At 58.8% G+C, this 16,296-nt stretch carries 19 protein-coding genes and 3 pseudogenes; 9 read left to right on the top strand and 13 right to left on the bottom strand.

The window, feature by feature from the left end:
* Together ACO550_RS26390 and ACO550_RS26385 are read left to right on the top strand one after the other, a co-directional pair.
* Positions 1-1,032: a hypothetical protein gene (locus ACO550_RS26390; protein WP_315595524.1), complete on the top strand. Its 1,032-nt coding sequence runs from the start codon at positions 1-3 to the stop codon at positions 1,030-1,032.
* A 513-nt stretch (positions 1,033-1,545) separates the two neighbouring features.
* Positions 1,546-2,121, top strand: a complete 576-nt coding sequence (locus ACO550_RS26385; RefSeq protein WP_315595523.1) for a hypothetical protein — start codon at positions 1,546-1,548, stop codon at positions 2,119-2,121.
* Between the two features lie 159 nt (positions 2,122-2,280).
* Here ACO550_RS26385 and ACO550_RS26380 read toward each other — a convergent pair whose 3' ends face one another.
* Both ACO550_RS26380 and ACO550_RS26375 read right to left on the bottom strand, forming a co-directional pair.
* Positions 2,281-2,943: an SOS response-associated peptidase gene (locus ACO550_RS26380; RefSeq protein WP_315595522.1), complete on the bottom strand. Its 663-nt coding sequence runs from the start codon at positions 2,941-2,943 to the stop codon at positions 2,281-2,283.
* Positions 2,944-2,946: 3 nt separating this feature from the next.
* Positions 2,947-3,354 (bottom strand): hypothetical protein, encoded by a 408-nt coding sequence (locus tag ACO550_RS26375; RefSeq protein ID WP_315595521.1) that lies wholly within the window; start codon positions 3,352-3,354, stop codon positions 2,947-2,949.
* A gap of 423 nt (positions 3,355-3,777) precedes the next feature.
* On the opposite strand from ACO550_RS26375, the gene ACO550_RS26370 reads away from it, so the two are divergent.
* Both ACO550_RS26370 and ACO550_RS26365 read left to right on the top strand, forming a co-directional pair.
* Positions 3,778-3,942, top strand: coding sequence for a hypothetical protein (locus ACO550_RS26370; protein WP_315595520.1), 165 nt, complete (start codon positions 3,778-3,780; stop codon positions 3,940-3,942).
* Positions 3,943-4,073: 131 nt separating this feature from the next.
* Entirely contained in the window at positions 4,074-4,469 is a 396-nt protein-coding gene (locus ACO550_RS26365) for a hypothetical protein (RefSeq protein WP_315595519.1), read from the top strand.
* A gap of 22 nt (positions 4,470-4,491) precedes the next feature.
* Here the strand turns inward: ACO550_RS26365 and ACO550_RS26360 are convergent.
* A pseudogene (locus ACO550_RS26360) lies at positions 4,492-5,037 on the bottom strand (ATP-dependent DNA ligase); the annotation flags it as partial.
* 238 nt (positions 5,038-5,275) lie between these two features.
* On the opposite strand from ACO550_RS26360, the gene ACO550_RS26355 reads away from it, so the two are divergent.
* On the top strand, positions 5,276-6,520 hold the full coding sequence (locus ACO550_RS26355; protein ID WP_315595518.1) for a HEPN domain-containing protein: 1,245 nt from the start codon (positions 5,276-5,278) through the stop codon (positions 6,518-6,520).
* A 274-nt stretch (positions 6,521-6,794) separates the two neighbouring features.
* Here ACO550_RS26355 and ACO550_RS26350 read toward each other — a convergent pair whose 3' ends face one another.
* Together ACO550_RS26350 and ACO550_RS26345 are read right to left on the bottom strand one after the other, a co-directional pair.
* The gene (locus tag ACO550_RS26350) at positions 6,795-6,938 is read right to left on the bottom strand and encodes a hypothetical protein (protein WP_315595517.1); all 144 of its coding nucleotides are present in this window, start codon (positions 6,936-6,938) and stop codon (positions 6,795-6,797) included.
* A gap of 114 nt (positions 6,939-7,052) precedes the next feature.
* Entirely contained in the window at positions 7,053-7,346 is a 294-nt protein-coding gene (locus tag ACO550_RS26345) for a hypothetical protein (RefSeq protein ID WP_315595516.1), read from the bottom strand.
* 271 nt (positions 7,347-7,617) lie between these two features.
* Between ACO550_RS26345 and imuA the strand changes: the two genes are divergently transcribed.
* Entirely contained in the window at positions 7,618-8,505 is an 888-nt protein-coding gene (imuA, locus tag ACO550_RS26340; protein ID WP_485995018.1) for a translesion DNA synthesis-associated protein ImuA, read from the top strand.
* Positions 8,506-8,606: 101 nt separating this feature from the next.
* Here the strand turns inward: imuA and ACO550_RS26335 are convergent, their stop codons facing one another.
* The 4 genes from ACO550_RS26335 to ACO550_RS26320 all read right to left on the bottom strand — a co-directional run bounded on the left by ACO550_RS26335 (position 8,607) and on the right by ACO550_RS26320 (position 11,575).
* Positions 8,607-8,795, bottom strand: a complete 189-nt coding sequence (locus tag ACO550_RS26335; RefSeq protein ID WP_315595515.1) for a hypothetical protein — start codon at positions 8,793-8,795, stop codon at positions 8,607-8,609.
* A 485-nt stretch (positions 8,796-9,280) separates the two neighbouring features.
* A complete protein-coding gene (locus tag ACO550_RS26330; RefSeq protein WP_315595514.1) occupies positions 9,281-9,532 on the bottom strand; it encodes a hypothetical protein in 252 nt (83 codons plus the stop codon).
* Between the two features lie 96 nt (positions 9,533-9,628).
* The gene (locus tag ACO550_RS26325; RefSeq protein ID WP_315595513.1) at positions 9,629-9,868 is read right to left on the bottom strand and encodes a hypothetical protein; all 240 of its coding nucleotides are present in this window, start codon (positions 9,866-9,868) and stop codon (positions 9,629-9,631) included.
* 882 nt (positions 9,869-10,750) lie between these two features.
* Positions 10,751-11,575: a DNA-binding protein gene (locus ACO550_RS26320; protein WP_315595512.1), complete on the bottom strand. Its 825-nt coding sequence runs from the start codon at positions 11,573-11,575 to the stop codon at positions 10,751-10,753.
* Between the two features lie 254 nt (positions 11,576-11,829).
* On the opposite strand from ACO550_RS26320, the gene ACO550_RS26315 reads away from it, so the two are divergent.
* Both ACO550_RS26315 and ACO550_RS26310 read left to right on the top strand, forming a co-directional pair.
* Positions 11,830-12,549: a DUF6884 domain-containing protein gene (locus ACO550_RS26315; protein WP_315595511.1), complete on the top strand. Its 720-nt coding sequence runs from the start codon at positions 11,830-11,832 to the stop codon at positions 12,547-12,549.
* 124 nt (positions 12,550-12,673) lie between these two features.
* Positions 12,674-13,459: a tyrosine-type recombinase/integrase gene (locus tag ACO550_RS26310; RefSeq protein WP_315595510.1), complete on the top strand. Its 786-nt coding sequence runs from the start codon at positions 12,674-12,676 to the stop codon at positions 13,457-13,459.
* Positions 13,460-14,247: 788 nt separating this feature from the next.
* Here the strand turns inward: ACO550_RS26310 and ACO550_RS26305 are convergent.
* Positions 14,248-14,349 (bottom strand): annotated as a pseudogene (locus ACO550_RS26305) (hypothetical protein); the annotation flags it as partial.
* A 38-nt stretch (positions 14,350-14,387) separates the two neighbouring features.
* Here ACO550_RS26305 and ACO550_RS26300 point away from each other — a divergent pair.
* Positions 14,388-14,789, top strand: coding sequence for a sensor histidine kinase (locus ACO550_RS26300; protein ID WP_485995017.1), 402 nt, complete (start codon positions 14,388-14,390; stop codon positions 14,787-14,789).
* On the opposite strand, the pseudogene ACO550_RS26295 reads toward ACO550_RS26300, so the two are convergent.
* The 3 genes and pseudogenes from ACO550_RS26295 to ACO550_RS26285 form a co-directional block, all read right to left on the bottom strand.
* Positions 14,789-14,923: pseudogene (locus tag ACO550_RS26295) on the bottom strand (hypothetical protein); the annotation flags it as partial. The gene ACO550_RS26300 and the pseudogene ACO550_RS26295 overlap by 1 nt on opposite strands.
* Positions 14,924-14,943: 20 nt before the next feature.
* A complete protein-coding gene (locus ACO550_RS26290; RefSeq protein WP_315595509.1) occupies positions 14,944-15,789 on the bottom strand; it encodes a putative bifunctional diguanylate cyclase/phosphodiesterase in 846 nt (281 codons plus the stop codon).
* Positions 15,768-16,292 (bottom strand): GAF domain-containing protein, encoded by a 525-nt coding sequence (locus ACO550_RS26285; protein ID WP_315595508.1) that lies wholly within the window; start codon positions 16,290-16,292, stop codon positions 15,768-15,770. The genes ACO550_RS26290 and ACO550_RS26285 overlap by 22 nt, the downstream gene beginning before the upstream one ends.
* Positions 16,293-16,296: the final 4 nt, after the last annotated feature.

Here is a 16,296-nt window from a genome sequence, read left to right as displayed (position 1 = left end):
ATGACAGATCTATCAGTTGTCGTACCGCAGCAGCTCAGTCTTGGCGTGTCGTCAGGCATGCTGGAAGCATCAGCGGCACTCTGCGAATTGAAGATCAGCCTTGACAGACATGCGCGTCGCTTCGTTGGGCAGGCATACCTGAATGATTGGATGGGAGGGCCGGGGACGTGCGCCTTCTGGGGTGACGAGTTCCTGGAAGTTGTCATCCCGTTCTTGAGGTGGGAGGAGGGCCATAGCCGCCCATTCCAGGCCTTTGTCGATCCCAGGTTCGTGTTGGGGGCGAGTATCAAGGGAAAACCGGAAGACATAGCTGCTGCTGAAGTCCCTAGCCGTATCAAGAAATATGCGGAAACGTTCGGTTCGATAGATAACGTTCACTACATCTGGTATCGCGCTTTGGGAATTCTCTGCGCGCATGAGGGCAAACACCGTGTCGCGTTCATGCGTGCCCACGACCAGCCTGCAATCGCTGCGTGGGTGAGTGAAGCGATGTACCCTGACGCAGACCGCATTACCATCGTCAAGCCAGATGCGGGGGAGGAATGGCTGGCGATTTTGGATGGGCGATACGTGCAGGTCCTCAGGCGGCCGGAGGTATCGAGCGCGATGATGCGCGCTTATGGCGTGGAAGAAACGCGCTGGCGTAACCTTGGCGACATGCCGGACAAAAATCTAGTCATACAAGCCGTTCGTCAACGGAATTTCCATAATCAGCCCCGCAGTTCGGCGGAGGAAGACAGGACTCTTGACCTCGAGGATCTCGCACGTAAGGAACAATCAGACGCGGAGTTGATCTCCCGAACTATCCACGATCTCGAACCCTTCAGGCTTGACTGGAAGCGCTACTGGTTTGCCGTCATTGCCTGCATGGCGGTGGGAATTCTTCTGAGGCTCTTTGATAGTCCAAGGACCAACGAGCCAGCTCTAATATTGCTCGGTGTAGCCTGTGGATTGGCTGCGAGCATGTCGCTACTCAGGTTTTGGGGGCCACGTTCGGTGGCAGGGATAAGCCGTGCATTCTGGCGACCATAGGTTAGTCAAACCGCGCGGTCCTGAGACTTTTGGGGAGCTCGTCCGGTAATCACCCAATGAAATGCTTCCCGTTCGACCCAGCGCTCCTCGTGAAGCGCGACGAGGTCGATGTTCAATGGCCCATTGTGCAACACGGACATCGTCTTCCCCGTTTGTGGTGACTTGAGAAGTGTGCCAGACCGACGCACGCACAGACAAGCCCGCTCGTTAGGCGCCGAAAGCCGTTCGTCGATAAAAAGTTGCGCGCTTGGTCGAAGCGATGCACTGTGCATGACAATGACCCGAAGGGCCATTGTCATAGCCGTGGTCTCTCAGAGCGCAACGAAGACGCGTTGCCGTGCTGCGGCTCTCTCCGCTACGCTGGGCGTGTCGCGCCGCGTGCTGCGGAACTGCATTGGCCTACGCGAACGGGTGGCAGATAGGTTCGACGCGAACGGATGAGATGGTGGTGGCTTGTCACCTGTGGTGCCGGTTCTGGCAAGATATCGTTTCCTTCTACATGCCTTGAATCTCATGCGCTTCGACCTGAGCGACCGCCTGATCCACCTGTCGAAAGCCAAAACCAAAGAATCAACCGCGCCGCGGATGGACGCCCTCGAAAACCTAATCAGCATCTTGCAGCAGAAGCGGCTACGGGGTGCCAGCGGCATGATTAAGGGCTCGTACAATTGCGTTTGCTTTTCCGAAGCTCCGATCGCCACGCTGACGCACCTTCTGGCGCGGCCTGGCCAGAGCGGCTACAAGTACCAGCCGTACGGCATCATGGTCGAGAAGCACTGGTTGTTCGCGAAGGGTGGACGCCCCGTGATCTATGCGACGGATTCCGAGTATGTTGACTTGGCCAAGGCGCTTCAATATCGGTTTGTGAAGTTCGACCCGTGCGGCCTCGTCCCCGTCGATTTCACGTGGGAGAGGGAGTGGCGGATCCTCACCGAGGGGCTGCCCATCACGCCAGAAGAGGTGACGGTAGTCGTGCCGACGCGCGAGGCGAAGGAGGCGATCGAGAGCCGTCTCAGCGAACTTGGTCATGCCGCGCCGTGGCACTTCCTCGTCCTAAGCGATCTCGGCGTTCCGATCGAGTCGCTTTGATCTGAATTGACCGGTTCATGCCCGTTGCCGCCAGTCCAGATGTCGCAGCTTCGCGGGCAGGTATCAGGGTACTTCAGACACTCGATTGTTTTGCAGACGCGAAAGCTAACGTCCCAAGTTGGCCGCTTTCTGCCTTCGAGAGATCCCGTCGGACGCCACCTATTCCTCTGCAGCGCTCTCTGCAGGCCTGTGGGTTCGCGGAGGCATCGGTGCCGGCTCGGCTACAAGGGATTCGGCAGGGCAGAGGCGAAGGAACGTGCGAGCCTGCTCTGGATCTCTGCAGCTAAGCCAATCGTCCCATTCGGCATGAGGAATCAGGACGACGCTGCGCTTCTCGTCTCCGGGCTTGTGGAACCGGCGCATCAGCGGATGGCTGTCGGCATTGAGGGTCGGCATCGTGAAGGAGATGGCGCCATCGGGCCACGCCCGCCACAAGCCGGCAATCGCGAACGGTTCGTCGTCAGGCAGTCCGATTTTCCACCGTACGGCTTTTCCTGTCTCCCAGTTGGGTTCGTAAAACGCCCGCGCTGGGATCAAGCAAAGTTGCCCCGCATTCCAGTGCTTGCCGAAAGAACTGAGCTTCCCGATAGTCTCGGTACGAGCATTGGCGGTCGGGTAGTAGCGGACGCCAGGTGGCATTTTTCCTCTCGGGACCATGCTAAATGAACCCAAAATGGCCTCGCGTGCGCCGTCACTTGCTGCACGGATGATTGGTGCCGGATAGTCGGGCCAGGCGTCCAACCGCCACTCTGCATCCGGGGGCTCAACTCCAAACACATCGCGCAAGAGTTGTCGTTGGACAGGGGAGTAGTTCACACACATTGCCTAGCTCCGTGGAGGGGGTTTCAATGGTACCCGGGCTTGTTCAAGTGCGGCCGCCCAGACCGCTTCCGCAACGCCGCGAAAGCCATAGTCGCGACCGGCGCGCTGAACCGCTTCAGACCGCCATACGCTTTCAAATGCGTCAGCGTCAAAGTCGGCACCTGTTAGAAGCTGAACAGCGTGGGGTGTTTCAGCCAGCAGAACCTCCAGTTCTCGTCGCGCCTCTTCGATGGCGTCGCCAACAGGCTCGCCATCGCCGTTTTCCCACCCGTGAAAGCCAGCAGCTTCCGTGCCGGCAGTGAGGCACGTGAGCGCGTCTAGCAGACGGCGAGCAGCCTGGCGAACAGTGGGGCGATCGGCGGGGGAGGGGGTCGCAAACTGACAACCGGCAGCAGACTTTGTGTTTCCCATGGTCGAATCTCCAGTACTGTATAAACATACAGTACTGGAGGGTTGGTGGGAAGTCCGTGCTTCGGTGCTATTCACCGAGTGACACAAAAGGCCACCGCACGAGGTGCTTGACGCTCTGGCCGCGTACGGTGTGATTCCAGTCTAAGAATGACGGTTTTGCTTTTTTCTGGCATTTGACATTCCGGTGGAACCGCTAGAATGGGTGGCATTCATCCGCTTCGCCATACCTATGCTCAAGTCATTTCGAATAGTCCTCTTGCCGCTGATCGCGCTGGTCCTCGCAGCGGCCGTATCCTGGGTCTTGGTCTTCAAAGCGGGATGGAGATATGGGGACCATCTTGCGAATGAGAGCTTTATGGGATTCGTAGTCGTCGGCGGCGTCTTCATGGTGACGCTAGCTGGCATCGTGGCTGGGGTGCGCAAATGAAGCAAATCATGCGCGTCGCGGTCATCGCAGTGCTGGCAACGGCGATTAATCTCGGGTGGCACGCGTTTTCTGAGGCCACGTGGAGTGCTTGGGGCTGGTTCCTTGTTGCGGTGCTATCGTTGCCTGCGGCGCTGGCAGCAGCAGGCGAAAATGGCGCGTAACTCGCTGGAAGCAACTCGTTCGTGGGCGAGAAGGCGGTCGCGGAGTTGAGATCGGTAACCGTGCGCCGGACTGGCCGTGGAACTCAGCTTCTTTTCGCAGTTCGCCGCAGGTTGGGACATACGCGAAGACTATGACAATACTTTCCCTAAATTTTGTGATGGCAGGCGAGGGCCTGCAGATGGTGACTGAACCGGTGACCCTTGATGAAGGGAAGCGACTGGTGGATGCAGCCATGTCCGATACACGGGCTGTGCCGCGATTGGGCCGGAGTATGGAGGACGGTGAGGTAAGGGTGTTTTTGCTAGAAGACGACTCAGATAGCGTGGTGCTCGGAGGCCCTGCCTGCTTCTTGCCTCAGGACGCCGTTTCAGCGCTAGAGCAATATTTTGAGGTACCAGCTGAAATTACTGAGCGGTGTATCGCCATGGCTGTCACCCTGGCCGAGATGAAGCGTGAAGGAAAATCTCGTGAAGTCATCGATGCAATGATCGAGCGCGTCAATGCGGATGCAGCGCGGAGCCGTTAGGTCAGCTGATGGGCGGCCAAATTCATAGCAACGTTGGCGCCACGCCTCGTTTAAATGCCCCGTGCTCGTGTACTCCAGGCACCTTCACTTTAATCCAATCAGGTGACCGAACCCCCGACTGATAAGTCGAACCGGCGCGCTTACAAACAACCCCCTCTAAGCCGAGCGCGATACATTGCCGGTAGAGCCATTCGCCTTGGTCGGGGATGGCCTGGACGTAGAGCATGCTTAAGGACTCGCCGCTGACGCTCAGCAGCGACTCCAGCCGTTGCTTGCGCTCTTCAATGGGAGTTTGCCTGATGTCGCTTCCCTTAATAACCAAGAGGTCGAAGGCGCAGAACACCACGGGGTCCGCACCTTTGTACCATCGTTTGCGCTGCGCACGCGCGTGCAAACGTTCAAAGTCGGCGCGGCCGAGTGAGTCCAGGACGCAGATTTCGCCATCGAGCACGCAGCCGCCGGCAAGGGCGCGAAGACCCTGTTTCAGTTCGGGAAACCAGTCGGTGCAGTCCGCACCATTCTTCGTTCGCACAGAAGGGGCCGATCCGGTCGACGCCAATGCGCGGTATCCGTCGAACTTTTATGTGCACCTTTGAAGGTGTTGCCATTGACCGACCTCACGGATCTGGCGTCGCCTCCCAAGAACCGCAGCTCAACCCAGTCGCACCTACTACGCGTTGCCGACCTTGAGCCAAGTCTGGCGAGAGAATCGATTGCGCGGCATCGGGCCTTGCGGGGCCTCGCACAAGCGGCGCCAATCGGGTAGCATTTTCTGTAATGTGAGGAAAAAGCGTGGGGAGACGAGCATGCATGCAAAAGCCATGGCGAATATTCGGCGCCTGATAGCGGCCAGCATTGATTGCTGTGAGATTGAAAACGGATGGCCGATATACAGTTCATGGGCGACCGCTGTAAACGCGCTTGCTGTTGAGGTTGTGAAACAAAAACGCGAGTGGATATCTTCACAAGATGTCTATTTTATTTTTTTAGACCATATACGCGAGATATTAGAAGATCAGAAAGATACGCCTGCAACAAGGCTTTCCGAAGTCCTTATCCAGGGTCAGCTGGAGCAGCTTGAGCGTGCTTTGGCTGAATACTTTGATAGCATACCTAGGCAATATGACGTCTACCTAGTAATGCCAAATTTTGGAGACGAAATTAGCGAGATTGAAATCTCTAAAGAATTTGGAATCAAAGTCTTTGATAAGTATGATGAGCTTCCGGAGTTCTTCTCAGGCACTGGCAGTTTATTGTCGGCTTTCTCTAAGACGGAAAAAAGGACGGTATTTCTTCAAACGGTTGTAGCTGGATATTGCGGGAGGGGTCTGCAGACAAGCGGCGTCAAGACGGCTTACGGATCATTTAAGACTGCTTTGCAGCAATTGATCTCCAAGCGCGTCTTGAAAGTGGAGGACGTTCCAGGGAGTCTGGGATTCTTTCTTTCTAGCCAGCATGCTGTTCAGAAGTTTGATCTTGTTTACGTGGATCGGCTTTCGAAGAAGGGCGCGAAAGCCCCCTTACCAATGGATGTTTGCCGTCTACTCGAAAAGGCAAGGCCAGATACCGATAGTGAGAATTGGAAAAAGGCAGTTGCGGCAGAGAGTGCGCATTCAGCACTGAAAAGCGTACTTCGCTTGCCGTCGCTCTTGATGATTAGTGATTCGCCGGAGGCAAAACGGGTTCGAGCCGCAACGGAGTGGTGTTTCGATTCTTATGTTAGTGAGAATCAGACGCTCGCGTTTTTACAGACCTGCATTGGATTGGAAGCTCTGTTTGGCGATGATACTAGTAATGGTAGTCTTACTCACACATTAGCGGACCGCTGCGCTTATCTAATTGGTAACAATATAAAAGGTCGTAATACAATCCGCGAACGATTCAAAGAATTGTATGTGATGCGCTCGAAATTAGTTCATGGGAATGCGACATCACTCGATGAGAGCGATGAGGACTTCCTGGGGTGGGGCAGAACGGCGTTGGAGCTGTCTATTATTTCAGAGATAAAGCATCTCGGTTTGGATAGCACGCAGCCGTTGGGATTGGCATGAACCCTGCTGTCACAGATTCGAATCGCTGCGCTTCCCGGCGCTCGCGAGAATTGCAATCTGACCCCAATCGCAACGCCTGTCTTCGGCAAACGCAACGGGTTACTCTCTGGCAAGAGTGTTGGGAAAAGCAACGGAACGGGGTACGTATTTGAACTTGAGCTCGACGAGCCAGCCGGCGTCGCGCGGCACAGCCTTTCGCGGCGTGAGCAGCATCGGTTTCAGGGTGTCCAGCACCGCTGGAGTAGCGCGGACCATGGGCCTTAGCCCTTAACCCTTAACCCTTAACGTCTCGCGGGTCATTGCCGAAAGAATTGCGCTCACGGAGCTGGCCATCGCGGCCGCGTTTTCCGGCGCCCGCCGCCTCAACCACCCACCCTTCGCCCGCGGGAACCACGTGAATGTCCTTGATGGTCATCATCGTCTCCATTGTGCTGATAATGCAGAGTGTTGGCGAGGACGTAGAGGCCTGCTATCGGTTGCGGTCCTACGTCGCTGGTGGTGACAGCGGCGACGCTTGTGCAACTGCCAGCTTCTAGTCAGCGGAGAGGACCTTGCTCAACTCGTGCTCGACGATATGTCTAATTTCGTTGGCAATCTGCGCAACCTGCGATGCCTTGCCGGCAACCGTGATGGGCTGGTTCTCTTCCAGGGTCTGCAGCACGCCCTGAACATCGCCTGCCGCCTCGCTGCTATTGACGAAGCGGGTGACTACCTTGACGGCGGCGGCTTCACGCCCCCACCCCTGGATCACCAGCGTTGCTGCCTGCTTAGAAAGCTCCGTAAGGGTAGCTTCAAAGTACTTTTCCTGCGAATCGTCGTAAGACATGCCCAAGCCCTTCGATTAAAAATGGGGTATCGATTATGAGGCACGTCGTGCACGTTTGCTAGGTGAAGCTCCAGCCATATGAAAGAACGTGGATTTGGAATGTTGGCGGTTAAATGTGGCTAAAAGTGATCTAAAAGGCATAATATAGATTATGTTAAGCGATTCAAATTTGCCGTTTAGCCGGCTAAACGCCTCCGCATAGTTTTCATTAGTAGAAATACATAGTGAATAAAATTGCAAAAATCACCTATATACTGTATGTATATACAGTATGCCGCCTCATCTATCGCAAACTCCTTGCTCGGGAATTTCTGCCCATCAACTTTCCCTCTTGGGTGACGCTGAGGCTGTGTTGATAGCGACTACCGATGTCGACGCGTCGTCGCCGCCTCCTTCGATCGCTCCTTCGCAAAAGGTCAATCCGCTCAGCGACCCGAGCGCGATCCACCCTTCTCTATGGAGGGCGAGTCAATTGGCGCAGCCCGTGGGCAGAGTTATCGCCAGCGGCATCGAGGCTTTGGATGGGCAACTGCCGGGTGGAGGTTGGGCGGAAGGTGCCGTCACTGAATTGATCGTCAAGCAGCCGGGCATCGGCGAACTATCAATGCTCCACGGTGCGCTAGATGCGGCGGCGCAGCGCAATCGCCCGATATGGCTAGTGAGCTGCCCGTATGCTCCAAACGCGCCAGAACTTGCGCGTATCGGCTTGGCCAAGCATGTTCGCTGGGTGAAGGCAGAATCGGCGGCAGATGCACAGTGGGCGTGCGAGACGATCTTGCGCTCGAATGCACTAGGCGCGCTCGTGGCGTGGTTGCCGCGCACTCGGCCCGAGTCTATCCGGCGCCTGCAGGCCCTTGCCGCTGCAACGGACGCACTGGTGTTCGCCATTCGTTCGGCCTCGGCCGCCAACGATGCCTCCGCATCTCCACTGCGCATTGCACTCGAGCCAGCGCCAGGTGGCTGTGTACGCGCACAGATACTAAAGCGTCGAGGGCCTGCAGCTTCTAGCGCTTTGCTTTTGCCGCTTCAGAGTCTGGTCTATCTGGCGGGCATCGGCGGGGCCCACCGCCGCGGTCGGATTCTATCGAGCCCGGAGCAGCGTCAGGACCGCGAGGACCGTGTTGCGGCCGCTTCAGAAATGTCCAGCGCAGATGCTTGAATGGCTTGGGGCGCTTGAAGCTGCATGCCGATAACGAACAGTTATCGGCATGGACCACTGGCGTAAAAAAGCCGCCCGGAGGCGGCTTTTGCCAAAGTTGCTTAGGGCAGCGCTACAGCCACAAGTGCACTCATACCCAGCCCGTGAATCGTTTCCAACACAGACAACACAGACAGCTTCACGAAATCCAGAGAGTTTTTGCCCATACCTTCACCTTCGGCCTTTCCGACATCAGTTGATGTCGAGTTAATATTTGTCATACCGCGCAGCTTGGCGAAACCAAGCACCATCAGCAATAGAACATAAAAGACCAGGTATGAGGCACCCAGCAGGGTCGAACTGCCCGCAACCGCCCCTGACCTAAGCAACCTTGCCGTGGATTATGCCAGATCGGCCCATGTTCCACACTCGGGCATGGCGCTTCACTAGGTCACCGCGGCGTTTTCCTTCAGCGGCCGGATCGCGCCTTGCGGATAGCGCCATCTGCAACCGCTCCGGCTGCACGCTCGCCCATCCGGTCGACGTCGTTGCGAACGCGCTTCTGCTCCTCGGGAGACAAATCATCGAATGCCTGCCGTTGTCGGTTGCGCATCGCTCGGAATTACTCGATGGTCATATCCGGAAACAGCTGAGCACGTATCGCGTCGTCTTCGGCGTCATCTTCCGGATGCTGGGGAGTGTTTTGATCGTCGGTCGGCATGTTCAGAGTTCTCTCCAGCAACCGGCCGGTGCGGGACGCTTTGGGGCGCCGGGTTGTTCCCCTACCGGGGCGTTTTCAGAGGTCCCGGTTCGTGTCGTAGTCGCAGGCGTCGCACTCATAGTCAGCGACGGCATCCGGCGCACAAGGGAGCGTCTTGCCGCAGCCGGCGCAGGGTTGCCAAACGATCCACGCGCCGAAGTATTCCTCGCACTCGCAGTTTTCCAGCGCCCGCACGCTGGCCAGCGCATCAATGTCCCGATCTGGCCAGCTGCATTCCTCGCGCATGAAGCGGCGCGCAGCTTGTTCATCAATGAAAAACTGTTGCATTACCGCCTCCTGCGACACCGGCGCCCGGCCGGTGCGGGGCCGCGTAAAGCGCCGGATATCCCCGGATGGGGCGTTTTCGCTGGCGCTAGAACGGAATCAATCCTTGGTGTTCGCGTTGGTGATCGCTTGCTTGACGAGTGCATGAGTGTCGATGGCCTTCGCAAAGGGCATCTCCAGATCCCCCGGCACGTGAATGTGCCACCCATCGGTTTCGGGCCTGGCGAGCGCCATCAGATGCCGGTAGCGTCGAGCGTCCTCGCGAAAACTGTCCAGGAGCATCGCCAACTGCTCGGCCCTCGCTTTCCAATCCGTCTTATCTCCGCTGCGATCGGCCATCTTCCTGCCTCATCCGGGCTTCCGGCCGGTGCGGAGCGCTTGGGCGCCTGGTTGTTGATTCGTGGGGCGTTCTCGCTCAAAGGTCGGCATCCCCGTCCTGCCGCCCCACAACTTCTATCTGCCAGTCGCTCGCGATCCTGCCGACCCGAGGGAGATCGCCTCGGGCAATGACTCGACGCACATCGCCCAGGAGGGCGGCCGGCACCCCTTTATCGTTCGCCCGTGTCAATGCCGCCGTGCCAATGCTGTAGCGGCCACCGCAGACCGGGCAGTTATACATATGGCCGTCCGACCTCTGCTGCAAAGCCCACCGCGATGCCGGCATATGACACAGCGCGCAATTGACAGCTTCAGTGATCCTCTGCAATTGACTCTCCTCTCGCCTCGGGGCGTTTCCTTGATCGCTCACTGGTGCCCGTTGAGCGGTCCGCATAAGGAACTGCTTTGGTGATGCGTCTAAAGGCGCACCGCTAGCCCTGGATCGCGTGTGGCGGCCTGCCAAGGCAAAGCGACTTGAGCGTGCATTTCGCCGGCGCTTGTACGACGGACGCGCACCGAACCACCGGCCGGAACCCCGCACCATGTCTCGGTGCTGATCATGCCCAGGTCTCGAAGCGTGCTCGCACTGACGACCAACACGTCATCCTTGAAATCGGAAGGGCTCATGGCCGCATAGCGCAGCGCTGCAGCTTCCAACTCTTCGTGCAAGTGTGCTGGTGTCGTGATCAGGTGTTGTTGGTGTCTCGGGATCAAAACATCGACCTCTCATTTGAGATTGCTGCAACTTTCATCGGCCCTGATGGCGCGCTGAAACCAAAGGACCTACGTCGCACGACGTTGACTCAGCTCCTACTCGCGCATTCGGCTGGTGGGAGGAGGAAATTATTTGGTATCTCCCGCTGGCCGCCGGCGGCGAGAAGCTTGCACAAGGTCGACGGGCGTACGCGCGTCCTTCCGTACACGCACGAGCCTACCATCTGCCATGCGCGCGGTCAGGTCCTTCACTTGATCTGACGTCTTCTCTTCGCGCGCCAACACGCTGGACAGTTCGGCCTCAATCCGCTCGCGTGCCCGGACTTCGCCCTCCCACTTGGCGTTCGCTACAGCAGCAGCTTGGTCGGCTGCAACACGCGCCGCACGCTCGCGGTCCAAATCCGCCCGTACCGCGGCCAACTCCGTCTCCAACCGAGGCAAGGCTTCCAGGCGCAATAGTGCCTTGGCCAGATCTGTCCGAACCCTTTCCGCCGCGCCACGCTCCTGCTCGGCCTCGCCGCGTGCCACCTCTAGGTCCGCTTCCAGCTGCTGGACCCGACCGGCCAGCGCGGCGCGGTCCGATTGGCAAGCGGCCAACTCGGCCTGCAGCTCGCCGATGTTATTGGTCTGGTGCTCGTTCTCCAGTCCCAAATCCGCATTGACCTGTCGTAGTTCGGCCAGCTCCGAGGATAGCTCCAACTTCTCTTGCGCCACAGTCTGCGCCAGAAAATCTGTAAGCATCCGTTGCAACGGAACGGGCAGTGTCAACGGCGTCTCAGCCGCCTGGATCTGATTGGCCTTCCACACGTCCAGCATGCGCAACACTGTCGCCGGCGAGCCTGTGCCCAGCTCTTCGCGGACGGCACGAACCGTTGGCTTTTTGCCAGTAGCTGCGCGCAGCGCGTCGGCCGCCGCGTTGACCTGATTCTGCGTAATGTTTGCTTCCCGCACCATAACGGCGTCCTCTGTTATGTTTCGTTATGTTATGAATGATATGTGATGAAAATGGCTGACGCAAGGCGTTTCCTGCACCTTGACTTCACTTTTCAAGGCGTAGTCTTGGAGATATCACTTTCCTTCCCCAAGTCATGCGCCAACTGCAACTCGACCTCCCGCCAAAAGCTGCACAGATCCGCTTCGATCCATGTGCGGCACCACTCCTGCTGCTTTCGTGCTCAGGGAAGAAGGCCACACGGGGCGCGCCGGCCATGGAGATCTACCAGGGCGTCATGTACCAGACGTACCGTGCGCATGTTCGCAATGGGGTTGAACCTCAGATCGCAATCTTGTCGGCGCGACATAGCTTCGTTGGCCCAAGCGAATGGATCGATCCATACGATCAGCGGATGACGGCCGAGCGTGCTGAGGAAATGCTCGATCGCCTGCCCCACTACACGGGCGCCGTGCGCTGGCCTAGCCGTGTCGGCGGTGTGTTTCTCGTGGGTGGCAAGGACTATCGGCGCGTCATGCATGCTGCTATCGATTCAATGGCTACCGCGGACCTGCCAGTGCGGGAGGTTTGCGGCGGCATCGGGCTGCAACGCTCGCAGCTCGCACAATTTCTCGGTGCGCTGGCACCAGCCTTTGCTGAGCAGGTTGGCTGTCATCCCAACGGCACGGCGTTGTTCAGGCGTCATGGCCAGTTCGCCGTCGGCGATACCGTCGCGCTAACCGAGCCCAGCCGCCCTCACCTCGCCCCAAAGCGCGCCGTGCTGAAAGAGTTGTTTGTCGGGCCAGCAGGGGTGCTACGGCGTGCGCCGATGTTGATGACGTTCTGGCGGGGCGACCGAAAGTCGTCAGCCGTTGGATCTCCCTTTGCAAAGGTGCGTGACGCCAGTGCGCTGGCGGAGGTACCCCCCGCGTTTGCAAGCAATAGCCACATCGGAGATGTGGCAAGGTTGTCGGGGGAAGCAACTTTCAGTATATAAATGCACTATGCAGAGACTCTGGCTAACCGATCCCCGACGTGCCTACGCTGAGTGGCAATCCCTGAAGGCAGCCGGCGCTGATCGCCGCCCGTTCTCGCAGCGGTCGATCGTGCAGCACCGCGCCATGTTTGATCGCTTCCATCGCCACCTGGTTAGTCGTGGTGCGACATTGGCCAGCTTCGGCCCTGATCTCATCGAAGCTTTCTGGCTCGATCCAGAGGCGGCTGACTACACGCCCGCGACCAGGATGCGCTATCTCAAGCTGGTCGAACGTCTGTGCCGACACCTGGTCCACATCGGCGTGCGAGCATCCAACCCAGCCGCAGAGTTGGTCCTTGCGGGCCGCTGGCCACAGGACGAACCCGAGCCTCTGTACCTTTCTCCAGCCGTCGACGCACGCCTACATGACTTCGTGCAGCCCTTGCGAGACGACGATCCCGCGCAACTGCGATGCCGCGCCATCGTTGCGTTCTTTCTCGGTACCGGTGTGACCGCCGTCGAGGGGCGCATGGCCCGTCTGCCTGACCTCCACCCCAATGCCTCGCCCCCATACCTTCACGTGCCGGCGAAAAGCCCGAAAATCGCCCGCACCGTCCACCTAGAACCATTCGCCGTGGCGCCCCTGTCTGCGTGGGTGGACCATCGCCGCAATGCTCCCGTCTACGGCAACTTTCTGTTCACCATGCTGAGCGCCGGCACGGCAATTACCGACATGAGTCTCGGCAATATCGTGCACGAGGCCTTTGATTTGATCGGCTCGGACACAGAGAATATGAGTCCGCGGATTCTTCGCAATACGTACTGTCGGCGTGCCCTCCTCCAGGGCGTGCCTCGCAATGAAATCACGCTGCGTCTCGGCCTTTCCAGCAACCGGACGGTGGACCGCATGGCAAAAACGATCGAGGCGTGACTTGGAATTGCTACGCTTCTGGCCTGTTGACCGCCCTCCTCATTGGGTTGCGCTGGCTCGTCAGGAACGATCCGAGCTACCGCAGTTTTAAGAAACCGAGGCTTGATCCGCTTTCGCCCGGACACCCATTCACAACAAATGCCAATAGAGATGGTTAGCAAGGCGGAAACCCGCCCGCAGCCGCATAAAGACAACCGGCCATCGTCGTCCCGCGCAACAGCGGCCCTTGGCCGCCTCCATGCCGCCGCAAAGAGCCAGGGATTTTTCATGCGGCGGCATGGCTGGGGGTCGGCGCAAAGCGCGTGTTCGAGTGTGCCGAAGGTCATCGTTGTGAGCGCGCCGCCTATGGCGTCTTGTACAAAGCGTCCGGATGCCCCGAATGTATCGGCGCCATACCCGCCGCAAAATTCGCCAAGATTGTGGCCGAGCGCGAAGCGCAGTCTCTGGACGGCGGCTATCGAGGCGGAGCAGCACTTCACAGGATGCGGTGCGAAGAGGGCCATGAGTGGTCCCCCGAGGGGCACAGCGTCCTTAATGGCTATTGGTGTCCCCAATGCGCCGGCAAGGGAGAGCGCCCAGTCTCTTGGCCAGCGCCCATGGTCAGCATCCTTTCCTGCATGAAGGCCATGTGTTGGCCCATCATGTCCCGACACATTTGTGGTGCGGCTTGGGCCTTGCCCTTGGCGCTGCCTTTACCCGAAGCCATGCCGCGCGGGGCCGCCCATGGCCGTCATGTCCTTGTGCATGATGGCCATTGCTTCCTGGATGGCTTTATTGCGTTCAGTCATCAAGGCTTGACGCTCTTCCGGGGTATTGGCTCGCGAAAGCCGCTCTCTGATTGCACGAAGGTGGGCAACTTGGGCGTCGAGCTCAGGCGTTGCCGCTGGCATCGGGGGCTGCTACAGGCCGATTCTCCGTCTCCTGAGGGGTGGTGCTTCTCGTGGTCCGCGTCCGTGCTCGGCGAGGCGGAGAAGGCTGCGGGAACCTATGCGAGCACCATGGCAGATGCGATAAGGGCTGGGAGGCGGCGAATCTTGACCATACTGAACTCCTCATATCAATAGGTGACAGTTCTCTATGGGCTATACGGCCCCAGCGTGTGGTCGTGGCCGTCGTCGATGACCAGCTCACGATAGAGATCACGGACGCCGGCGCAGGCTTCGACCCGACAGTGGCGTCGCAAAAGGGAGGCCTCGGGATCATGGGCATGCGCGAACGCACGGAGATCCTAGGCGGTTCGTTTGACATTGTCAGTTCGCCTCGGCAAGGTACCGTTATCCGCGTTTGGCTGCGGATTCCCGTCTCGGCCAGGACGTCTCCTACCTGCTGAACAAAGTCGTGCTGTGCGAACTGACGCGCCGAGACATTGACGCTGACGGTCAGCGCCGGCGTTCTCGGGAACTCCCTGTGCCAGCGCGCCACCGTCGCGCAAGCTTCGCGCAAGACCCACAGGCCAAGGAACAAAATGAGGCCGGTATCCTCTGCTACCTGGATGAAGTCGGCGGGGGGAGCAGCTCTAGTTCGGATTTTCGCCAGCGTACCAGCGCTTCGACGCCGACCATCTCAACCTTGTCCAAGGTGACGATGGGCTGGTAGTGCAGGACGAATTCATTGTTCTGCAGCGCGCGGCGCAGACTCGTTTCTAGCGCGAGGCGACCCACGGCCTGCTCATGCATGCTGTCGTCATAGATTTCGTAGCGCCGCTTGCCCAGCGTCTTGGCCCGGTACATCGCCAGGTCCGCATGCCGCAGGATTGCCTCGGCGGACGCGATGCCCACGGAACTGGCCGCGATACCGATGCTGGCGCTCACGTAAAGCTGCTCTCCCTCGATGTGGAAGGGAGGCTCCAGTGCACGCATGAGACGTTCGGCAATATGTACCGCGTCATTGACGTCGGCAATGCTGTCCAGCAGAACCGTGAATTCGTCGCCGCCCATTCGTGCCAGCGTATCCTCTTCGCGCAGGCAGCTTGTCAATCGGCGAGCCACCTGGACGATGAGGGTGTCGCCGGCGAGATGCCCAAGACTATCGTTGACCAGCTTGAAGCGGTCCAGGTCGATGAACAGCACCGCAAACAGTATCTCGGGATGGCGGCTGCCGCGTGCGACCGCGTGCGCCAGTCGGTCTGCAAACAGGGCCCGGTTGGGCAGGCCGGTGAGTGGATCGTGGAGGGCATCGTGAATTAACTGGTCTTCAGCACGTTTGCGTTCCGCCACCCGGCCCAGTTGCGTCCCCACCTGCGCCATCAGGTGCAGCAGCGTTTGGTCAGGCTCCAGCACGCGGCTGGCAAAGAACTCCAGGACGGCCGTCACCCGATTGCCGAGCAGCACCGGAAAGCAATGGCTGCCTTCAGGCCGGCCCGTTGCGCAACGCCGGCCCGAATAAAATTGACGTCCTGCGCGATATCTCTCACCCATGCCGGCTCCGCGCTGGCCAGCACACGGCCGGGCAGTCCGTCGCCGACATGGAAGTCGAGGGGCTCGGTGACCTGGTAGAAATCATGGAACTGCGCCTCCTCGATGCCGTGCCAGATGGAGGTCGCGAGCAGACGTGGTGCCTTGCCGGCACCTTCAGCCAAATAGGCATGCCCAACCTGCCAGCCCGCGAACTGGCAAACAGTCTGCACCGCGAATTGCAAGGCTTCCGCCACGGAAATGGCATGGTTGGCGGCATTCGCGATCGACTCCAGCAATTGGAGTTGCTGCTGCTTGTCGTAAAGTTCGCGCAGTCCCTTCTCCGCGATGCTCTCCGCTTCCACGCGCGCCTGGCGCTCGCGCTGCAATCGTCGCTGCAGCTTCCCGATCTGCGCCTCGAGCTGCTGAACCTTGTCCATGGTC

The organism is Cupriavidus sp. (assembly GCF_057315035.1).
Note: the sequence above shows the minus strand (reverse complement) of the source record. Positions and strands in the feature narration are given on the sequence as shown.

Bases quoted from the DNA above. Each gene is read 5' to 3' on its own strand.
- ACO550_RS26370 (WP_315595520.1), top strand. From the start codon at position 3,778: ATGAAGCAAATCATGCGCGTCGCGGTCATCGCAGTGCTGGCAACGGCG.
- ACO550_RS26320 (WP_315595512.1), bottom strand. From the start codon at position 11,575: ATGGTGCGGGAAGCAAACATTACGCAGAATCAGGTCAACGCGGCGGCC.
- ACO550_RS26335 (WP_315595515.1), bottom strand. From the start codon at position 8,795: ATGGTGCTTGGTTTCGCCAAGCTGCGCGGTATGACAAATATTAACTCG.
- ACO550_RS26325 (WP_315595513.1), bottom strand. From the start codon at position 9,868: ATGGCCGATCGCAGCGGAGATAAGACGGATTGGAAAGCGAGGGCCGAG.
- ACO550_RS26380 (WP_315595522.1), bottom strand. From the start codon at position 2,943: ATGTGTGTGAACTACTCCCCTGTCCAACGACAACTCTTGCGCGATGTG.
- ACO550_RS26330 (WP_315595514.1), bottom strand. From the start codon at position 9,532: ATGCAACAGTTTTTCATTGATGAACAAGCTGCGCGCCGCTTCATGCGC.
- ACO550_RS26315 (WP_315595511.1), top strand. From the start codon at position 11,830: ATGGAGATCTACCAGGGCGTCATGTACCAGACGTACCGTGCGCATGTT.
- ACO550_RS26310 (WP_315595510.1), top strand. From the start codon at position 12,674: ATGTTTGATCGCTTCCATCGCCACCTGGTTAGTCGTGGTGCGACATTG.
- ACO550_RS26390 (WP_315595524.1), top strand. From the start codon at position 1: ATGACAGATCTATCAGTTGTCGTACCGCAGCAGCTCAGTCTTGGCGTG.
- ACO550_RS26285 (WP_315595508.1), bottom strand. From the start codon at position 16,292: ATGGACAAGGTTCAGCAGCTCGAGGCGCAGATCGGGAAGCTGCAGCGA.
- ACO550_RS26385 (WP_315595523.1), top strand. From the start codon at position 1,546: ATGCGCTTCGACCTGAGCGACCGCCTGATCCACCTGTCGAAAGCCAAA.
- ACO550_RS26365 (WP_315595519.1), top strand. From the start codon at position 4,074: ATGACAATACTTTCCCTAAATTTTGTGATGGCAGGCGAGGGCCTGCAG.
- ACO550_RS26345 (WP_315595516.1), bottom strand. From the start codon at position 7,346: ATGTCTTACGACGATTCGCAGGAAAAGTACTTTGAAGCTACCCTTACG.
- ACO550_RS26350 (WP_315595517.1), bottom strand. From the start codon at position 6,938: ATGATGACCATCAAGGACATTCACGTGGTTCCCGCGGGCGAAGGGTGG.
- imuA (WP_485995018.1), top strand. From the start codon at position 7,618: ATGCCGCCTCATCTATCGCAAACTCCTTGCTCGGGAATTTCTGCCCAT.
- ACO550_RS26355 (WP_315595518.1), top strand. From the start codon at position 5,276: ATGCATGCAAAAGCCATGGCGAATATTCGGCGCCTGATAGCGGCCAGC.
- ACO550_RS26375 (WP_315595521.1), bottom strand. From the start codon at position 3,354: ATGGGAAACACAAAGTCTGCTGCCGGTTGTCAGTTTGCGACCCCCTCC.